Annotated in this window: 19 protein-coding genes; 12 read left to right on the top strand and 7 right to left on the bottom strand. The window is 34.5% G+C overall.

What is annotated here, in order from left to right:
• Window positions 1–13 precede the first annotated feature (13 nt).
• The 3 genes from ACXR6G_RS04190 to ACXR6G_RS04180 all read right to left on the bottom strand — a co-directional run bounded on the left by ACXR6G_RS04190 (window position 14) and on the right by ACXR6G_RS04180 (window position 2,849).
• Window positions 14–1,048, bottom strand: coding sequence for an outer membrane beta-barrel protein (locus tag ACXR6G_RS04190; protein ID WP_458360145.1), 1,035 nt, complete (start codon window positions 1,046–1,048; stop codon window positions 14–16).
• A gap of 188 nt (window positions 1,049–1,236) precedes the next feature.
• Window positions 1,237–2,322, bottom strand: coding sequence for an anti-sigma factor family protein (locus ACXR6G_RS04185; protein WP_458360144.1), 1,086 nt, complete (start codon window positions 2,320–2,322; stop codon window positions 1,237–1,239).
• A 41-nt stretch (window positions 2,323–2,363) separates the two neighbouring features.
• Window positions 2,364–2,849 carry an RNA polymerase sigma factor gene (locus tag ACXR6G_RS04180; RefSeq protein WP_458360143.1) on the bottom strand — a complete coding sequence of 162 codons (486 nt, stop codon included), beginning with the start codon at window positions 2,847–2,849 and terminating at the stop codon, window positions 2,364–2,366.
• Between the two features lie 167 nt (window positions 2,850–3,016).
• Here ACXR6G_RS04180 and ACXR6G_RS04175 point away from each other — a divergent pair, with 167 nt between their 5' ends.
• Entirely contained in the window at window positions 3,017–3,835 is an 819-nt protein-coding gene (locus ACXR6G_RS04175) for a 5'-nucleotidase, lipoprotein e(P4) family (protein ID WP_458360142.1), read from the top strand.
• Window positions 3,836–3,906: 71 nt separating this feature from the next.
• Here the strand turns inward: ACXR6G_RS04175 and amaB are convergent, their stop codons facing one another.
• Together amaB and ACXR6G_RS04165 are read right to left on the bottom strand one after the other, a co-directional pair.
• Window positions 3,907–5,439 carry an L-piperidine-6-carboxylate dehydrogenase gene (gene amaB, locus ACXR6G_RS04170; RefSeq protein WP_458360141.1) on the bottom strand — a complete coding sequence of 511 codons (1,533 nt, stop codon included), beginning with the start codon at window positions 5,437–5,439 and terminating at the stop codon, window positions 3,907–3,909.
• A 180-nt stretch (window positions 5,440–5,619) separates the two neighbouring features.
• Window positions 5,620–8,046 carry an efflux RND transporter permease subunit gene (locus tag ACXR6G_RS04165; protein WP_458360140.1) on the bottom strand — a complete coding sequence of 809 codons (2,427 nt, stop codon included), beginning with the start codon at window positions 8,044–8,046 and terminating at the stop codon, window positions 5,620–5,622.
• A gap of 450 nt (window positions 8,047–8,496) precedes the next feature.
• Between ACXR6G_RS04165 and ACXR6G_RS04160 the strand changes: the two genes are divergently transcribed.
• On the top strand, window positions 8,497–10,212 hold the full coding sequence (locus tag ACXR6G_RS04160; RefSeq protein ID WP_458360139.1) for a Na/Pi cotransporter family protein: 1,716 nt from the start codon (window positions 8,497–8,499) through the stop codon (window positions 10,210–10,212).
• A gap of 138 nt (window positions 10,213–10,350) precedes the next feature.
• Here the strand turns inward: ACXR6G_RS04160 and trpS are convergent, their stop codons facing one another.
• Window positions 10,351–11,340 carry a tryptophan--tRNA ligase gene (gene trpS / locus ACXR6G_RS04155; RefSeq protein WP_458360138.1) on the bottom strand — a complete coding sequence of 330 codons (990 nt, stop codon included), beginning with the start codon at window positions 11,338–11,340 and terminating at the stop codon, window positions 10,351–10,353.
• Window positions 11,341–11,546: 206 nt separating this feature from the next.
• Between trpS and ACXR6G_RS04150 the strand changes: the two genes are divergently transcribed.
• The 10 genes from ACXR6G_RS04150 (at window position 11,547) to ACXR6G_RS04105 (ending at window position 19,132) form a co-directional block, all read left to right on the top strand.
• Window positions 11,547–12,098: a CvpA family protein gene (locus ACXR6G_RS04150; RefSeq protein ID WP_458360137.1), complete on the top strand. Its 552-nt coding sequence runs from the start codon at window positions 11,547–11,549 to the stop codon at window positions 12,096–12,098.
• Window positions 12,099–12,108: 10 nt separating this feature from the next.
• The gene (locus ACXR6G_RS04145) at window positions 12,109–13,107 is read left to right on the top strand and encodes a DUF3667 domain-containing protein (protein ID WP_458360136.1); all 999 of its coding nucleotides are present in this window, start codon (window positions 12,109–12,111) and stop codon (window positions 13,105–13,107) included.
• Between the two features lie 136 nt (window positions 13,108–13,243).
• Window positions 13,244–14,536 carry a tyrosine--tRNA ligase gene (gene tyrS / locus ACXR6G_RS04140; protein ID WP_458360135.1) on the top strand — a complete coding sequence of 431 codons (1,293 nt, stop codon included), beginning with the start codon at window positions 13,244–13,246 and terminating at the stop codon, window positions 14,534–14,536.
• Between the two features lie 68 nt (window positions 14,537–14,604).
• The gene (locus tag ACXR6G_RS04135; protein ID WP_458360134.1) at window positions 14,605–15,051 is read left to right on the top strand and encodes a hypothetical protein; all 447 of its coding nucleotides are present in this window, start codon (window positions 14,605–14,607) and stop codon (window positions 15,049–15,051) included.
• Between the two features lie 310 nt (window positions 15,052–15,361).
• Window positions 15,362–15,721 (top strand): hypothetical protein, encoded by a 360-nt coding sequence (locus ACXR6G_RS04130; RefSeq protein ID WP_458360133.1) that lies wholly within the window; start codon window positions 15,362–15,364, stop codon window positions 15,719–15,721.
• Window positions 15,722–15,733: 12 nt separating this feature from the next.
• Window positions 15,734–16,057, top strand: a complete 324-nt coding sequence (locus tag ACXR6G_RS04125; protein ID WP_458360132.1) for a PadR family transcriptional regulator — start codon at window positions 15,734–15,736, stop codon at window positions 16,055–16,057.
• A gap of 100 nt (window positions 16,058–16,157) precedes the next feature.
• A complete protein-coding gene (locus ACXR6G_RS04120) occupies window positions 16,158–17,723 on the top strand; it encodes a PspC domain-containing protein (RefSeq protein WP_458360131.1) in 1,566 nt (521 codons plus the stop codon).
• Window positions 17,724–17,756: 33 nt separating this feature from the next.
• A complete protein-coding gene (locus ACXR6G_RS04115; protein WP_458360130.1) occupies window positions 17,757–18,311 on the top strand; it encodes a hypothetical protein in 555 nt (184 codons plus the stop codon).
• Window positions 18,312–18,427: 116 nt separating this feature from the next.
• Window positions 18,428–18,910 (top strand): DUF4252 domain-containing protein, encoded by a 483-nt coding sequence (locus tag ACXR6G_RS04110; protein WP_458360129.1) that lies wholly within the window; start codon window positions 18,428–18,430, stop codon window positions 18,908–18,910.
• A gap of 21 nt (window positions 18,911–18,931) precedes the next feature.
• A complete protein-coding gene (locus ACXR6G_RS04105; protein ID WP_458360128.1) occupies window positions 18,932–19,132 on the top strand; it encodes a PspC domain-containing protein in 201 nt (66 codons plus the stop codon).
• A gap of 96 nt (window positions 19,133–19,228) precedes the next feature.
• Here the strand turns inward: ACXR6G_RS04105 and ACXR6G_RS04100 are convergent, their stop codons facing one another.
• Window positions 19,229–20,206, bottom strand: coding sequence for a hypothetical protein (locus tag ACXR6G_RS04100; RefSeq protein WP_458360127.1), 978 nt, complete (start codon window positions 20,204–20,206; stop codon window positions 19,229–19,231).
• Window positions 20,207–20,221: the final 15 nt, after the last annotated feature.

The following is a 20,221-nucleotide window of genomic DNA, read 5'->3' as shown; positions in this document are numbered from 1 at the left end:
AAGGGATTTTTATTTAAAAACGAACTAAGGTTAAACCAATGGTGTATGGTGTTAATTCTGGCCCTTTATTTTTTCTAAATAAATCAGTCATACCGTAGCTTGCAAATAGATTGATTGCTCTATATCCTAAGCGAACATGTGCGCTATAACGGAAAGCTTGCAGGTTGTAATCGTCTCTATCTTTATCCTTATGGAAATTACCTTTCCTCTTGTACTTAATCTTGGTGTGAGTGCCCAAACGTAGACCTCCAACAAAACCGGCAGACATATGTACTTTGTGATCGTTTTTCACTGGAATTTGGAATTCTATTAATAGTGGAACTGTCAGATAAAGTGAAGTTAATTTAGATTTTTTCACACTCCAATCTGGGTTAATTGGATCTGGATAAATCATGCCATCAACTTCAGTCAAGGTGATGTTTTGATCGAAACGGTAATTGTTCCACTCAAATCCCATACCAGTAACCAGGCCAATATTGGTTTTAGTCTTTTGCAAGCTGATATCGTACTGCAGGAAATTTAGATTCACTGCTATAGATTTTGCTAGATTCAAATCCATAAAATCATTGTTTTCTACTGGATAATTTGAATAATCGGAGTTAGCAAAAGCATTTATTCCCATTTCAAATCCAGACCAGTGACCTCTAAATCTTGGTTTCTTGTATGTTTTTGTTTCGTCATCCCATTGGCGTACTTTCTCAATTCTGATGCGAGTACCATGCCATCCATCGATGATATTAATTTGCTTACGACCAATTCTGATTTTAGTTGTATCAGAATCATCTTCGAAATTTGCGAAGTTTCGTACTGAAACCTTAGTACCTTTCGAATTTTCTACAACTTTTAGAAAATCTTTATTTAATACTTTCACCTCTGTAGTATCAGAATAGACATTCTTTTTCTTAACTGTCTTCTTCTTAGACCAATTATCCTGAATTATAATTTTCTTCTTTTTAAGACTATCAGATTTTAAAGTATCTGTTGCAACTTGCGCCTGACTCCCAATGGTCAGAATAAGTGCTAGTGTAAATAGTAGGTATCGTTTCATATTATTAAAATTTCAGTCGTTCATTAAAAGAGAATCTAAAAGTGACTCTTTCTAATCAATAGATGTATGTCTTAATTATTTGATTGTAATCTGATCAGATCTTAATTTATACTTAGATAATGTTTAAAATCAATAATAAGACGAAGAAGTATCAGATTTGTTACAGGGAAAATGATGTTATGTGAAAATTACTTCACAGGGGTAGAAAAACCAAGACCTAATGTGTTAAATGCAACTCTTGTTTTATCCGTTTTAGGATCGTATTTTTTCTCAAGATTGATCTTTTTTCCTGCGAGTTTTCCAATTTGGTTGACGCCATAGCTGGCAATTTTAAGCAGTGTCGATTTTTCTTTGACTTCATCATCTCCCTTACTCGCTTTCCATGAAAGACCAAGTATAGCCAGTCCATTATTTTGAACTTCAGAGGAGATCCTTTTTTCGATGATCTCAACCTTTACTTCTGGCAAATCGACACTCTTGATAGCACGTGTTTTACTTTCAGCAAGTAGTTGTTTCACTTCAATTTTATCAATAGACTCTTTGGTAGAAACATCAGTTCTGATAGGAAGAACATCAATTTTTATAATCCTTTTATTCTGGATATTAAGTTTGGCTTTTGGTTTTGAAGTTTTATTAGTTTTTTCTGGTTTTATATTTTTTTCTACACTTTTCACAGTGATAATTCCTTTTGGAATAAGAGTTTTAACTGAATCTGGAGTAGCAATTTGTATGCTCGTATTTTGAGAAACCTTCTCGTTTTTTAAGTCAGTCGAATTATTTTCAAGTTCACTTGTCCAAACACTAAATAGAATAGCAATAGAGGCTGCAGTCGCAAGAGTGGTAAAAACAAATTGCCTGATGATAATAGCTTTGTTTCTCTTTTTAAGATTTTTCTTGTTCTTAAATACAATGGAAAGATCAGCTTCAAGTTTTGTTTTGTGATAAAGTGCAAGATCTTTCGCTTTATCTGGATTTGACTGGATAAATTCATCAAAAGCCTTATTCTCATACGAATCGATATCACCTTCAAGTTGAGCAATACAGAAGTCATCGAAATTTTCTTTAAAAGGAATATCCTTTAGTAAGGATTTATCTTCAGAAATAGTTTCGGCTTCATATTTTATATCCATGCCCATCATTTCGTCCAATTCCCTTTTTAGATCAGGGTTTTGAGCAAGAAACGACTCCAATGCCACCTTATCTTGGGCATTGATTTCTCCTTCGATGTAATCGAGGAAGAATTCTTCGTAGTTGTTTCGTGTAATGAGTTTCATGATTTACTTTTTGTCTTCTATTGTATGAGCCTTAATCCTGTTTAAATGACACTTTCCATATGACCAATATACTCTTTCATCTTTTTTCGGGCTCTATAAATATAAACCTTAACCTGTGATTCACTGAGCTCAGTTATATCAGCAATTTCCTGATAGTTGTAGCCCTCATAATCTCGAAGTAAAACGACTGATCGTTGAATATCGGATAACCTTTCTAATGCCTGATCAAGAATTTCTTTCAAATCAGTATAATGTTGCGAGTGTGAATAGGCACTGACATCCACCTGATCAAAATCTTCTTTTCGTTTTTCTCGCCTAATTAAATCTATCATTGTTCTATAAGCTGTCGTGTATAAATACGATTTTACTTTTAGAAAGTTGATATTATCAACATTACGCCAAAGTTTTTCGAAACTATCTTGTACAATATCACGCGCCTTATCCTCATCCTTGATATTTTTTAGGATAAAACGAAAGACTCCATCTGAGTGTTGATCGACGCTAATATTGTATTCTTCTAGTTTCATAGGTATTCTTCTCTAAGACGTATAGCTTTTTAAAAAGTTACAGGCTTCAAAATAAAATTCTGAAATTAATTCTAGGGCTTCAGTTTTGATTTCTTTTTGTTTTTATCTTCGTGCTATACTACCATTTTGTAAATTCATCCCAATTTAAACATAAAATTTCAATTGATATGAAGAAGCAAATTTATACCTTCCTTGTTTTCGCATTAGTTCTAGGTGCTTGTACCAATTCAAACACACCAGTAAAGACAGATGTAGATAAGCAAAATGATTATTTAACGATGTCGACTCTTTGGTATCAAAGAGCTTCAGAATGTCGAGCATTGTATTATCAGGCGTTTAATTTCGCTAAACACTCGTTAGTAGCAAATTTGGCTGATTCTAAAAATGACAAACCTAAGGCAGTTGTTGTTGATATTGATGAAACAGTTCTTGATAATAGTCCATTCGAAGCTTATTCGGTTAGAACAGGTAAATCATATTCAAAGAAACTTTGGCATGAATGGACAGGGAAAGCAGCTGCACGCGCTACACCTGGGTCTTTAGAGTTTTTAAAATTTGCTGAGACAAAAGGGGTTGAAACTTTTTACATTTCGAATAGATCGGTGAGTGAAACAGCGGTAACACTTCAAAACCTTAAAGCCTTAGGTTTTCCTTTTGCTGATGAGGCTCATATTCTATTAAAAACAGATACCAGTGTTAAAACAGTTCGTCGAAATAAAATTTCAGAGACACATGAGATTCTAATATTGGCAGGCGATAATATTGGAGATTTTGATGAACTCTTCGAAGATAGAAATCAGAATTTTGGCTTCGAAACTGTAGATGCTCATAAGGCTGATTTTGGTAAGCGTTTTATTATTTTGCCGAACCCGATGTATGGATCATGGGAAAGAGTAGCTTTTAAAGGGCAAAAAGGATTAAACCCAGAGCAAAAGAATGAGCTAAGAAAAGATGCTTTATTCGGTTATAAAGAATTAGCTAATTAGCATTACATATATCACAAAATGAAAAGCTCCTATCTTTTTTAAGATAGGAGCTTTATTATTAGTGAATCGTTTTAAAGATCGAACTTGATACCTTGGGCTAAAGGCAAATCAGTTCCATAATTAATCGTATTTGTTTGTCGTCGCATATAAGTCTTCCAAGAGTCAGAACCTGATTCTCGTCCGCCACCCGTTTCTTTCTCACCACCAAAGGCTCCTCCAATTTCAGCACCCGAGGTTCCAATATTTACGTTGGCAATTCCACAATCGCTACCCACGGTTGAAAGGAAGGTTTGCGCTTCTCTCATATTCATTGTAAAGATAGACGATGATAAACCTTGAGGAACATTATTATGCATGTCAATAGCTTCATCAAGGGTTTTGTATTTCATGATATAGAGAACAGGCACGAAAGATTCATCCTGAACAATTTGCCAGTGGTTTTCAACTTCACAGAAAGTAGGTAAAACATAATTGCCTTCCAGAACTTTATCTCCAAAGACGATTTTACCACCTGCTTTTTTGACTTCTGCGATAGCCGTTTCATAAACTTCAACGGCATCTTTATCGATAACGGGACCAACTAGAGTCGCAGGATCAAGAGGATTCCCAATTTTTTTCTCAACCTGAGCATAAGCTTTCAATAGACGATTCTTAACATCATCGTAAATGTCTTCATGAATAATCAATCGACGAGTAGAGGTGCATCGCTGACCAGCTGTACCAACCGATCCGAATACAATCCCTGGAATAGCTATATCTAAATCCGCTGTAGGAGCAACAATAATAGCGTTGTTTCCACCTAACTCAGCAATAGTTCTTCCTAAGCGAGCTCCAACCTTTTCAGCAACACGTTTTCCAATTGCGGTTGATCCTGTAACCGAGATAAGAGGAACACGTTTGTCTTCTATAAAATTGTCACCCATTACTGATGACTTAGCAACCACAAGGTTGAATACGCCTTCAGGAACATCGTTATCTTTTAATACTTTTTGGATAATATTCTGGCAAGCCAGTGCACAAAGAGGCACTTTTGAACTTGGTTTCCAAATAACGACATCACCACAAACAGCTGCAATCATAGCATTCCATGCCCAAACGGCTACCGGAAAATTAAATGCAGAGATAACACCAACAACACCAAGTGGGTGGTATTGATCCATCATTTTATGATCTGGACGCTCTGAATGCATGGTGAAACCATAAAGTTGACGTGAAAGACCGACAGCAAAATCACAAATATCAATCATCTCTTGAACTTCGCCTAGACCTTCTTGGTAGATTTTACCCATCTCTAAGCTGACTAATTTGCCCAGATCTTCTTTATTTTCACGAAGGGCATTTCCAATTTGTCTAACCACTTCTCCTCGAGCAGGAGCTGGAACTTTACGCCAAACTTTAAAGGCATCCTGAGCTGTATTCAATACTTTTTCGTAATCGTTGATATCGGCATTTACAACTTTAGCTATCTCCGTATTATCGATTGGAGAATATGAACTTGTTGTTTTTCCTTTACAATCGAACCACTGAGTTCCTGTTGTTACACCAGAATTGATTTTTGAGATGCCTAAACGTTTTAGACTTTCTTTTATTCCAAAATCTGTCATGATATTTTGAGTTTTTTGGTTTCGAAATATTATCCTTATTTAATCTGTTTAAATTAAGAAAGATTTTAAATAAGGAGTATGATATTTGTCATGTACTTGACTTGTCATGATTTGCAAAACTCATAAAAACAAGAAACCCGATAGTAATACTATCGGGTTTCTTTTATTTCATGTCAAATTTTATTTAATGACGCTTTCATCTTTTACTTCTTCTTTGATTTCAGAGCCAGCTATTCTTAAAGCATCCAAATCAATATCTTCCTCTTCATTGTAGATTTGAAGTAGGGGTTCTTTAAAGGATTGGTTTGTAATTAACCTCTCAAGAGTTAATAATAATGAAGGCAGTAGAATAAGATTCGATAACATTGCTGATAGAAGTGTAACCGAAACTAACACGCCTAGAGAAACTGTTCCTCCAAAATCAGATAAAGCAAAAATCCCAAAACCGAAGAAAAGAATAATAGATGTGTACATCATACTTTGTCCTGTTTCACGAAGAGCTAATATGACAGATGATCGAATACTCCATTTTGTTATTTTCAACTCTTGTCGGTACTTAGCCAGATAATGAATGGTATCGTCTACTGAGATTCCGAAGGCAATACTAAAGACTAATATGGTTGATGCCTTAATAGGAATATCAAAATACCCCATTAATGCTGCGGTTATGACTAAAGGAATTAGATTAGGTATCAGAGCCACAAGAACCATTCTTTTGGATGAGAACATCCAGGCCATAAAACTGGCGATAAGGAGAACAGCTAAAGCCAAACTTAAAAACAGGTTTTTAATTAGGTATTGGGTCCCTTTAAAAAAGATAATACTGGAACCTGTCACTGTCACCTTATATTTATCCTTAGGGAATATTTCATCAACATGACCAAGAACAATTTGCTCCATCTCTTCCATTCGGGTCGTTCCAATATCCTTAATTCTAAAACTCATTCGTGTTTTAGTTTGGGTCGAATCCATAAAGGAATCAAAGATGCTCACTTCCCCTTTAACCTCTGCTTTTGATAGGTAGGATAAAAGGATATTCTTCACATTACTACTCGGCATCTTATAATATTTCTCTTTCCCATTATAGTACGCTTGATGAGCAAATTTAGCGCCTTCAACTAAGGATAGTGAGGCAGAAACATCAGGGTATTGTTTAAGCGAATCGTTTAATTTTTCGATACGTTTGAGTGTGGATAATTTTAAGGCTCCACCTTTCTTTTTGGTCTCAACCACAATCTCAAGTGGCATAATCCCATCAAGATTTTTTTCGAAGAATTTTAAATCTTGATAAATGACATTGTGATGTGGAAGATCGTCTACCATATACCCTGTACTCTTAATTTTACTGATTCCAATGACACCAATAATCATTAGAGAACCCGTTATTATATAAACAGCTTTACGATTATTTAAGACGATTTTTTCGAGAGCTTTGACAAATTTGTTGACAAATTTATTCTCTAAATGTTGGGTCGCTTTATTATCAGGAGGAGCTATAAAGCTGAAAATGATGGGGATTAAAACCAGTGATAAAAAGAAAACCACCATAATGTTTAAGGCTGCAACGACTCCAAACTCTTTAAGAATCTGACTTGAAGTAATAATAAAAGTCGCAAATCCCGACGCGGTTGTTAAGTTGGTTAAGAAGGTTGCATTACCAATTTTTGATACGACACGTTGTAGGGCTTTAATCTTATTACGGTGTAGAATGTACTCGCCATGGTATTTATTGATAAGAAATACAGAATTGGGTATTCCAATCACTACCAAAAGAGGCGGTAGCATAGCTGTTAATAGAGTAATCTTGTATTCAAAAAGAACCATGGAGCCTACTGCCCAAATAACACTTAGTCCTACAACCAGCATACAAAAGAAGACCACTTTGAAGGAGCGGAAAAACATAAATAGGATGATGGCTGTGACTAATAATGATAAGAGAATGAACATATTCATCTCTTTCTTAATCATTTGAGCAACTTTAACGCGAATGTATGGTAAACCCGAATAATGCATCTGAAGATTGTGTTTCTGTACAAATGCTTCAGACATTTCGTGAACCTTTTTAATCATTGGTTCTCTTGCCTTGGAATTAATCACTTTTCCATTTACAGTAATGGCCATTAGATAGGTATCCGTATCATGATTAACCAAACTACCTTTATAAAAAGGGAGTGATTCTGCAATGGCAGCAATACTATCAAGTTCTTTTTGAGAATTAAGTTTTTCAGGGAAAATAGATTCAAATTCAAATCTTTTCTTTTCCTTATTCTTGGTGATGTTGTATGTGTGTGCAATGGATACAACTGCATCAATTCCATCTAACTTCTTTAGATCATTACCCAGAGTAATCCAATCATTAAATTTATCAAGCTGATAGAAATTACTGTCTTGGATTCCAAAGAACATGACGTTACTTTCGTGTCCGAAAGTGTTGTGGAAGTTTTCGTAATCAATGGCTGCGATATCGTCTGAGGGGAGGAGTGCGGCATGGCGATATGACATTTCTACAAATTGTGCCTTATAGCCCATAAAGACTGTCATTAGTCCAATAAGTACCAATAATAATATCCTATTTCTTAGGATAACTCCCGCAATTCTATTCCACATATCTAAAACTATCTTTGAATCTTACTATTGATATTGTTTGTGTTTGTATATATGGCTGGATGTCAGCTTAATATTAGTCATTTTGAATGAACAAACACTTGAATGGCGAAATTACGACTTAATATCATTATTTCAAAAGCTAATCTAGCTTATCGACTAATAGCGAAACTTTTTATTCTAAAGCGTCGATTTTATAAATTTTCATGACCCATATTCTGCATTGAAGTTATGAAAATAATTGATAGTTATTTACTTAGCTTGATAGTTGATGTTTGAAAAACTAACAAGATTAGTTTTTAAAATTAGCAGAGTTTCAAGCCAAGGTTAAGTTAATGTTAACATTTAAGTTTTTTGTCCTTAAATATTAGGTAGTCTCTAAATATCCTATATTTTTGCCAGCCTAAAAAAGCAGAATTAATCAACTGAAAAACAATTAAATTTAGACTAATTATGGATTACGGTTTAGGTGATTTCCTGACACTCATAGGGGCCTTAGGATTATTCCTTTATGGGATGAAATTGATGAGTGAAGCTCTACAAAAAGTAGCTGGAGATAAGATGAGATCGATTTTGTCAGCAATGACATCGAATCGTGTTAAAGGAGTTATGACTGGTGTTTTAATTACAGCACTTATTCAGTCATCGTCGGCAACTACAGTAATGGTGGTAAGTTTTGTAAATGCAGGTTTACTTACTTTAGTCGAATCAGTCGGTGTAATTATGGGTGCTAATATTGGTACCACTGTTACAGCTTGGCTAATTTCTTTACTAGGATTTAAAGTTAGTATGAGTGCTATCTCTTTGCCTTTAATTGGTTTAAGTTTACCTCTACTATTCTCGGGTAATCGTTCAAGAAAGAACTGGGGTGAGTTGGTTATAGGTTTTGCCTTATTATTCATCGGTCTTCAGTTTCTGAAGGAATCTATGCCTGATATTAAGAACAACCCAGCCATATTAAACTTTTTAACCTCATATACTGATTTAGGTTTTGGATCTTACTTATTATTTGCTGGGATTGGAACCTTATTAACGATCTTAATTCAATCTTCATCGGCAACAATGGCACTTACATTAGTAATGTGTAATAGTGGGTGGATTAGTTTTGAAATGGCAGCAGCTATGGTTCTTGGTGAAAATATTGGAACAACGATTACTGCGAATCTTGCAGCAATGGTAGCCAATACTTCTGCTAGGAGAGCAGCAAGAGCTCACTTGATATTTAATACCGTTGGTGTACTTTGGATGCTAATGGTTCTACCTTATTTCCTTGAAGGTATTGCTTCGCTTAATATGTGGCTAGGTGGTGGTAATCCGCTGGAAACAAATCCTGCACTAGCAGAACAAACAATAGCAGCTGTTCCCGTATCACTATCTTTATTTCATACCATTTTTAATGTATTGAATGTTTTGATCATGATTTGGTTTGCTAAATTTATTGTGAAGGTGGTTACCAAACTGGTTCCTACCAACGAAAGTGAAGAGGAAGAATTCAAGTTACAGCATATTAAAACAGGTATGTTGTCAACTCCTGAGGCTTCTTTATTTCAAGCTAAGATGGAGATTAGTTTATATGCCAAGCATACCAAGAAAATGTTTAGCTATGTGAAAGAGGCTTTTAACGAAACCAATGATAAGAACTTCAGCAAACTCTACGATAAGGTTGACAAGCTTGAAGATGAGAATGATGATATGGAGATTCAAATTGCAGATTACCTGACTAAGGTTTCTGAAACACGATTGAGTCCTGTGAGTTCGAAACGAGTTCGTGCCTTCTTTAAAATGGTTGACGATATTGAAAGTATGGGTGATTCTATGCTAAATATTACGAAGGCTTTGCATCGCAAGAGAGAGCAAAAAGCTTGGTTTCCTCAGGAAGTTCGTGACAACTTGAATAAGATGTTCGAATTGGTTGATGAGGCTTTAGTAGTGATGTTTAATAATACGGAAACAGACTTTCAGGACGTATTGACTAAGAAAGCTTACGAAGCTGAAAAGGAAATTGACGAATACCGTACGATTCTGAAGCAACAACACTTAAGTGATGTGAAGGAAAAGAAATATGAATATAAAGCAGGTATCATTTACAACGATATTTTCTCAGAGTGTGAGAAGATTGGTGATTACTGTATCAATATCTCTCAATCAATCTCAGAGATGAATGATTAATTGAAAATTGAAATATAAAAAACCTCTGATGCCTATGGTATCAGAGGTTTTTTTTTGGCTTTAGACTCTAGTTAAATTTTGAGCAAAAAGAAAGTGCTATCCAATGGATAGCACTTAAAATAATCTATTATAATCGATCTAGAATTTTCTGAATCCGATTAGTCTGCGAACTTCTTCAAGTGTTTTAGCCGCGCTCTCACGAGCTTGCTCAGCACCTAAACGAGTAACTTTTCTTAAGTACTCATCGTCTTTTGAGATTTCAAGGAACTGCTCACGAATAGGAGCATTAAAGTTGATGATATCTTCAGCCAATTGTTTTTTCAAATCGCCATAGCGAATTTCACAATTGTTATATTTTTCGTTGAAAAAATCGTAGGTATCTTTTGCAGATACAACATCCATCAAAGTAAATAAGTTCTGAATCGCTTCAGGTTTTTCCTGATTCATTTCAGTTGGGCCACTATCTGAAACGGCTTTCATCACTTTTTTGCGGATATCTTTAGGATCTTCAACTAAGCCAATTGCATTTCCTTCTGATTTCCCCATCTTACCTGAACCATCAAGACCAGGGATTTTCACAAATTCGCCTGTGAATGAATATGGTTGTGGAATAGGGAATAATTCTTCACCGTAAGTGTTATTAAATCTCTTAGCGAATTTACGAGCCATCTCAAGATTCTGCTCCTGATCTTTTCCAACAGGAACTTGTTTTGCTTTATGAATTAGAATATCAGCTGCCATTAAAACAGGATAAGTCAACAAACCAGCATTCACATTTTCAGGATTTTTACGTGCTTTATCTTTAAATGATGTCGTACGTTCCAACTCACCCAAATAAGCATTCATGTTCATCAAAAGATACAATTCTGTAATCTCAGGAACATCGCTCTGTACGTAGATGCAAGCCTTTTCAGGATCGATTCCACAAGCAAGATATTCAGCCAATACGTTTCTTACATTGTTGTGAAGATCGGCAGGAGTCGGATGTGTAGTTAGGGAATGCCAGTCTGCAATAAAGAAAAAGCAATTGTTGTCATTCTGCATTTGCACAAAGTTCTTTATGGCACCGAAATAGTTCCCCAGGTGCAAATTACCTGTTGATCGGATTCCACTTACTACTGTATTCATATTAATATTAAGTTAATAGCTCCTCTGTGAGCTGTGAGAAATATTTAATCACGCAAAATTATGAAACCTTAGTCACAAAAAGAAATTTTAAAAATATTTCATTTCTCTATTTTTTCTGAGACTTAAAAGTCTGCTCATTATGTCTACTTTTTCTATATATTTGATCTGTTTAAACAATCACGTGTATTTATTTCAACTTCATTTCAATGAACGTACTCGATATTATTATTGGTATCCCTTTGATTTACGCCATATATAAAGGTTTTACAAAAGGTTTTATATACGAAGTAGCAACATTAGTGGCTCTAATTTTAGGCGTATATGGAGCCATCCATTTTTCCGATTTTACAGCGGAAGTCATTCAAGATACCTTTAAATATGAATCACAATACATGGAGTATATTTCCTTTATTGTGACTTTCATTGTTATCGTAATTGGAATTAATCTGATTGGGAGGGTGATGGATAAGGTGGTTGAAGCCGTTGCATTAGGTTTTGTAAATCGACTTTTCGGTTTGGCATTTGGATTGTTGAAAGGAATTTTAATATTAAGTATCGTCATTCATTTGATCAACTATGTGAATGATAGGTTTAACTTCATTTCGGAGGAGAAGAAAAAAGAAAGCCTTTTATATGAACCCATGACATCTATATCTGGGACGATATTTGAATTCTTTGACTCAGATTTCTCATCGACTAAGGATAAGATCGAGGATAAAATTAAGACGGGTACTGAAAGTATTAAGAAAGCCATCTAAGCAAACTTGAATGCCAATAGATAAACTAAAGAAACGAGGTATGATGATTAAAAAAATCATACCACAACTTCCTGTTCGAAGGAAATTTCACTATAAAGGTTTGTGCCCTAATTGTGAATACGAAATTGATGGAAAGTTCTGTGAGAATTGTGGGCAATCGGCTAAGGGGTTTCATCGACCATTCTTTTCGATATTATTCGAATCACTGAGTGATGCCTTGTCATTCGATAATCGCTTGTTTCACACAATAAGTCCTTTATTGCTAAGGCCAGGTTATCTGACAAAAGAATTTATGAGAGGACGAAGGGTTAGATACACGCCTCCATTTCGTTTGTATCTATTTCTTACATTTTTTGCTTTTTTACTTCTTTCGTACAATCATACTCCGGATCGCGATTTCACTGGAAAGATGAGCCTGACTGATGATCAAGGAAAGAAATTTGATCTAGAGGAAATGTTGAAAGACTTCATACCAGCTTCAGATAGTACGGATATTGTCACCATAAAGGCAGAGAATTCAATTCCTGTGGTTCAAGATACAGTCAAAAAAGGAGATAATTTAGATCTGGATTTATTTGAAGGGCATATTGGTGATTTTCTTGAAATGTGGAAACTGAATCCATCTTTAATGATGGATACAGCATTGAAAAAATTGTCGCAAACGCTTTTGATCATACTACCTATTTTTGCTTTGTTTTTGGCCTTTCTTTATATCCGACAAAGACGATATTTGCTAGAGCATTTATTGATTTCACTTAATTTCCACTCCTTTATTTTCATCATTGTAATTTTAAGTGAGTTATTACTATTGACTGGAAGTGATATGTTATCTGAAATCGCTTTGTATCTGTATTTTAGTATACCCATTCAGCTATTTTTCACTCTCAAAACCTATTACGGTCAAGGCTGGATAAAAACATGCTTCAAGTTTGTCATATTAAGTTTTTTCTACAATTTAGTTTTCTTCACAGGCTTGTTGATTGGTTTTATTTTGATGACTCAATCCTAAGTTTTCGATAAGTCGATTGGTCCAAAATATAAAACTAAGTTGCTCAAAGGCTGATTCAGACTAAAATGTATATCTTTGTCAACCGAAAATAACTATTGCATAACAGAATCCTATAGGGGTATAAAATACGATAAAGATGAGTTTTATAGAAGAATTACAGTGGCGTGGCATGATTCACGATATGATGCCGGGTATTGAAGAACAATTAGAAAAAGAATTGACATCGGCATACGTGGGAATCGATCCTACTGCTGATTCTCTACATATCGGACACCTTGTTGGTGTTATGATGCTTAAGCATTTTCAGGTAGCAGGACACAAGCCAATCGTTTTGGTTGGTGGTGCTACGGGTATGATTGGTGATCCATCAGGAAAATCACAGGAAAGAAACTTACTTGATGAGGCTACATTACGTCATAATCAAGACTGTTTAAGAAATCAACTTGCAGGTTTCTTAGATTTTGACTCAGTTGCTGATAATGCTGCTGAGATGGTAAATAATTACGATTGGATGAAGGATTTTTCATTTCTGGATTTTATTCGTGATATTGGAAAGCATATTCCTGTGAATTACATGATGAGTAAAGATTCTGTAAAGAAGCGTTTAAGTGCTGATTCTAAAGCAGGAATGTCTTTTACTGAGTTTACATATCAGTTGGTTCAAGGAACTGATTTTCTTGAATTATATAAATCAAAGAATTGTAAGCTTCAGATGGGTGGTTCAGATCAGTGGGGTAATATTACTACAGGAACTGAATTAATTCGTCGTAAAGAAGGAGGTCAAGCTTGGGCAATTACTTGTCCTTTAATTACAAAAGCTGATGGAGGTAAGTTTGGTAAAACCGAGTCTGGAAATATTTGGCTTGATCCAAAATACACATCACCATATAAATTTTACCAGTTTTGGTTGAATACATCTGATGAAGATGCAGAGAAATATATCAAGATTTTCACTCTTATTTCGCGCGAGGAAGTAGCAGCTTTGGTAGAAGAGCACAAAGAGGCGCCACATATGCGTAAATTGCAACAACGCCTTGCTAAGGAAGTAACTGTAATGATCCATTCTGAAGCAGATTACAATATGGCTGTTGAAGCTTCTCAAATTTTATTCGGTCGTGCTACAGCTGATGTATTGCGTAAACTTGATGAAGATACTTTCCTTTCAGTATTCGAAGGTGTTCCTCAGTTCAATGTTGATAAAGCAGAATTCGAAAACGGTGTTGATATTGTAGAGCTCTTAGCTGTTAAGGCTGAGGTTTTTCCATCGAAAGGTGAATTAAGACGTCTTTTTAAAGGAAATGCAATCAGTCTAAATAAGGAAAAAGAACCTAATGCAGAATTGATCGTGACCAAAGAACACCTTATTGCAGGTAAGTATTTATTAGTGCAGAAAGGGAAAAAGAATTATTTCTTGATCGTAGCTTGTTAATATGATACATATAGTGTAGTTTTATGTTCTATTTAAATAAATCTAACCGACTAATTAAATATTAAATTATGAAGATTTTAAATTACGCATTAATTTTATTGTTCACCCTAGGGATGTTAAGTTGTGGTGGTGGTGGTGATGACGCTGATGAAACTGCACCAACTGTTACGTTCACTAGCCCAAGCACTGATGCAGCAAATCCTACAACCATTACTTCAGGTCAGACATTAACTTTTAGTGGAAAAGTAAGCGATAATAAAAAAATGAAATCGATTACTTTTACAAATCTTGAAGCAAAAACAAAATCAGTTAATGATTTTGTTCAAGATTTTAATGAAAAATTAAATAGCACGAAGACTAACTCCGTAGCAGTTTTAGATAAGTCTGAGTTTGGCATTAGCTTCGCAATTGAAACTTTAGCCGGTGCTCCAGCTAATGAATATACAATGACATGTACTGTTATTGACAATTCAGATAACCCAACTACAAAGACACTTTATATCAAAGTTGAGTAAATTTTGATTTAATATAGACTTAAAAGACCTGAGCATTGCTCAGGTCTTTTTTTTGCCTTTCACTTCCCTGTTTCGATCTTTCTTATCATACTGAAACATCATATTTGCCATCAAATTAAGCACTTATTACATCTTCGTTTATTTTTTTTCAAAAAAAATAAACCTTTGAATCCCCAATAAAATGGGGCTTTAAAGCACTGGTCGTATTTTTCAAATGGTACTATGTATTGCATATTACTATTTTTAATTCGTATATTTGGTATAGCAAGCAAGTGTGCTTAGGATGGTATTGTATTAAATTATATCTGAAATGAAAAGGAAAATAAATAGAATCTTGATTGTATGTATGTTGATTGGCTTTTGCGCTAGTCCATCGATCTTAAAATCTCAATCGGTTCAACCTACGAGTTCAATCTTCTTTTCATTAAATTCAGATTCACAATCTAATTTCAACAACTGGTTTAGCCTTAATCATTTTTTTGATTCTGATTGGTCATCAGATGAAGAGGAAGCTATTAAAGCAGATAGTTTGAAAAAATCACTTGATGTTAAAAGTAAGGTGAAGGATTATAATGATTCAATCATCCCAAAATCAAAAAGAAACTCTTTAAAGAAAATAAGGAAGAAGAATTTTAGAAATAAGCCAGTAATAATTCAAACAAGAATTTAAAATATATTCCAAATGAAGATAGAAAATACGAAAGCCCAGATGCGAAAAGGAGTATTGGAATATTGTATTCTTTCCATAGTCTCTAAAAATGACGCGTACGCTTCAGATATTATTAAGAAGCTTAAGGAAGCGAAGATGATAGTTGTGGAAGGAACGCTTTATCCTCTACTAACTCGCCTTAAAAACGACGGATTACTCAGTTATCGCTGGGAAGAATCGACTCAAGGACCACCTCGTAAATATTATGGGATTACCGATACAGGTCGAGGCTTTTTAGGAGAATTAGATAACTCATGGCACGAACTTGTAGATGCTGTTACAACAATTCAAGCTTAAGTGTCAAACTAAAAAAAAAGAGTATTTGAAATTATTTTTAATACCAGTAGAAGTATAAGAATTTATTTCTAAAGAGTATTTAAATATTAAAATAAAAAAGATGAAAAAGACATTCACAATAAACATTAGTGGTAGCATCTTTCATATAGACGAAGATGCTTACGAAAAACTCCAGGTTTATCTGCGCAGCATTAATGCTCATTATGGTGCGAGTGAAGAAGGACGTGAAATTGTTGCAGATATTGAATCTCGAATTGCTGAAATATTTAACGATAAGCTAAGCTCGAAGGATCAGGTTGTGACAGAGACAATGATTGACGAGGTAATCTCAATTATGGGGAAACCTGAGGAGATTTTTGAGACAGATAGCGAGGAAGAAGAAGTTGTTGGAGCTAAAAAATCTTACCGTAAAAGAAGATTGTTCCGTGATCCAGATCATCGTGTATTTGGTGGTGTTGCTAGTGGCTTATCGGCTTACTTTGGTATCGATGTCGTTGTTATTCGCTTAATTTTTGTTCTCCTATTCGTTTTCGGTTATGGATTCTCTTTCCTTCTTTACATCATCTTGTGGATTGTAGTACCTAAAGCTAACACGACAGCTCAGAAACTTGAGATGAAGGGTGAACGGGTGAATATATCAAATATTGAGAAATCGATAAAAGATGAATATCAAGAGGTTAAGCAGAATTTTGATGATATGCGTGAAAAACGCGGACCTCAGGTAAGAGACGGGTTTGATAAAGGCGTTAATTTTGCTGGATCAGCTCTGCGACTGTTCTTGAAAGTTGTACTCATAATTTTAGGCCTAGGCTTAATTATTGCAGGTTTCATTTCTCTACTAACTTTCCTTGGGTCGGTGATTTTCACAACAACAGTAATTGGTCCATTTGCAGGTATGCATTTTCCTGGAGCCTTTATGCCTGATATGTTCTTTACAGGTATGGGAATCAAATTGTTTTCTCTTGGTTTGATGCTTGTTATTGGGATTCCTTTAATACTACTCATTTTTGTAGGAATTAAGTTACTAGTTAAGTTTAAGACAAACAATAAGGCAATTGGTCTTACTGGTTTAGCTCTTTGGCTAGGAGGTATTGTTCTTATGATCTCGGTTGGGCTTTCTCAAGCTAAATCATACATAAGCAGTGGAACAACTTATGCTGATACTGAAACTCTAGATAATTTTGATGGTAAAACACTTTATCTAAGATCAGAGAAAAACATTGATTTCAATTGGCACGATGCTAATGTCGATTTGGATGGCGTGAAAATTATTGTGAAGGATGACGAGAAGCTCGTTCTGGGCGAACCTACACTTGATATTGAAAGGAGTAGTTCTGATAATTTTGAGATTATCATGAAGAAAAATTCAAGAGGGCGAACTCACGATGATGCAGTCGATAATGCTGAAGAAATCGAATATTCATGGAAACAGGTGGATTCTTTATTAATTCTTGACGAGTATTTCACCTTGCCAGTTGGCGATAAGTGGAGAAATCAGAAGCTGCATATCGTTTTAAAAGTTCCAGAAGGTAAGGCCGTGTTTATCGATGAAAAAGTCGATGAAATTTTGGATGATGTAAAAAATGTAACGAATACATATGACCGAGATATGGGTGGGAAGAAGTGGATCATGAAAAAAGAAGGATTGACCTTAGCTCGTGATTAAAAAAATAAATCTAATTGAAGTAAAATACATAAAATGAAGAATACGACTAAGATACTATTGTTGATGCTTGTTTTGACTCTTGTGTTTGTTGAGGCTACATCTTCTGATTTTTCTCTATATAAATCACATTGTGAAACCTGGTTTCCTTCAGATAATTTCAATACAGTTCCTGTAAAAACTAGTAAGAAATTTGATCAGAATTTTATTTTGATACACCAAATTGGTGTTGATGATATTGATATAATAATTAATGATTTAGAAAGTAATGCTTTAGGATCATCAAAAGAGGATAGTTGTATTCAAGTTAGTGTTGATAAGAAATTAGATTTAAGCTGGACTAGATATATCCCTTTAATAAAGATGATTGGTGTTGATTCTGATTACAACTATAAATGGTCAGCTAATGCTTGTGTTGGAAACGACACGATATCAATTTCTGATACTGGTTCATTTCATTTAAAAGGAAAAATGAATATTTATGGTATCTGTTCAAGTAAAAAAGCTGAAGAAATTATAGTTGAAAATATCTATGAAAATGCTAGAAATAAAATCAAACAAGAAGTAAACGAAAAGTTAAGGAAGTTGTGATTCTCTGTATATAGGAACACTTGAATTTATAACACTAATAAACTAGAATGTAAATTTTAATATACGACAAGGCATAGAGTTGCTTGTCATTAGATTTTAATTTTAAAATTAGAAAAATGAAAAAAGTAGCAATTATATTAATGGTAATCCTTTTTCCAGTGCTAGTAAATGCTCAGACAAAGGGTGAAAAACTACACGAAAAATATTCAAAATATGATGAGTTTAATAGCTTCGGTTTCTCCGGTGACTTTCTGAATAATTTAGATTTTGATGTTGACGAGGATGAAATAGAAAAGAATATTACGGGTGATTGTGATGGTATTAAGCTTTTAAGTTACAAGCATGAGGATGGTAGAGGAACTAAGTTTAAAAAGCATGTTATTTCTGAACTGACATCGGGTAAATACAAACAAGTTCTAGAAGATGTTGAGAAGGATGATGATTCTGATGATGTTTACTTTTTTGCCTTGGGCAAGAAGAAACGTTTTAGTGAATTCCACCTTTTACATTGTAATGGAACCCGTACTTCATTAGTTTCATTCTTTGGTGATTTTCATATAGATGAATTGAAATCACTTTCTCGTTATAAGTTCGATTAGTAAATCTTTAAAACTGAAGATATGCAACGTTTATTTAAATCAAGCGATAAAAAAGTAGCTGGGGTGTGTGGAGGCTTGTCGCACTATATCAACCCTGAGCTCGATCCAGTGATTGTTAGAGCCATTTTTCTAATCTGCTGCTTATTCAATCCATTTTTATTAATAGCCTATTTAGTTATGGCATTAATACTTCCAGATAGTCCAGTAAGAGTTGGTGATTGAGATAGACAAAAGACTCATGCCTCCTGAGTTTGTCTTTTTCAAAGGAGGTTATATTGAGTTAATAGAGCAAGCAATTCATTTGTTTGCTCTATTTTTTTATTTCATTATAGCTAAGATGATGCAGCCTACAACTAAAATTGCAAATAGAATCTCAGAGATCTTAGTATTACGGTTCATGACGAAAAAGTAACTGAAAATAAAAGAAAGAGGCACTGCAGCTATTAGTACTTGGGCAAGTATAGCGGAAGGAAATAAGATTCCAGATGCGATGCTTGTAACAAATAAGGCAACTAAAATAATAAGGTATTTTCTAGAGCGAACTCGCTTTTCTTCAAAGCCCCATATGGTGAAGAAAATAGATATCAAACTTAATAGAGCTAGAAAAATCCAGAATAAAATTTGAACGATTGATAGACTTTCTAAATGTTCATGACTAGTAAAAATCATTTTTGAATGCTCTAGAAAATCCTCTAGATTTCCTTGCCAAAAATACCAACAACAGATAAAAAATATGGGTGTGATAAAACCGAGTAAACCTCCTAGGAATTCTCTTAGACGGAAAGAGCCAAGAATAATCAAAGCCCAAATAAACCAGAAAAAGAATAGACTTGTAGGCAAGTAAAATAAACTGGCTAAACATATAAGCAAGCCTGCATTAAATGAAGATGCAATACTCTGACTACCGTGATAAATTTTAAAGATACTTTTGATAGATAGTAATAGAAATAGAGCACTTATAAGGGCTGGATGAAGACCATTTGCAAGTGTGGCACATGAAGCAAGTAACAAAAACAAAGCAGAGGGCAGGTCTGTACGTTGTTTTATAAATATGAACTGCTCATTGAGTTGGATGAGGCTATAGGATATGATTAGAATAATCAGATAGCCGAATATATTTAGATATAAAGGATTACAATTGAGTATGCAAAGGATCGTTTGGTAGAGAGGCATTTGCATGGAATATTCTGCTAATATAACAGGATTCTGAAATGCATTTAGCCACAATAATAAAGCAATTATAGGAATAAGAATGAAATAAATAGGTGAGCGTCTTCTTAAAACTTTTAACAGCATTATTGTAATTTTTAA

It is taken from the genome of Ancylomarina sp. YFZ004, from assembly GCF_054254355.1.
This window is presented reverse-complemented; position numbering and strand designations above follow the sequence as displayed.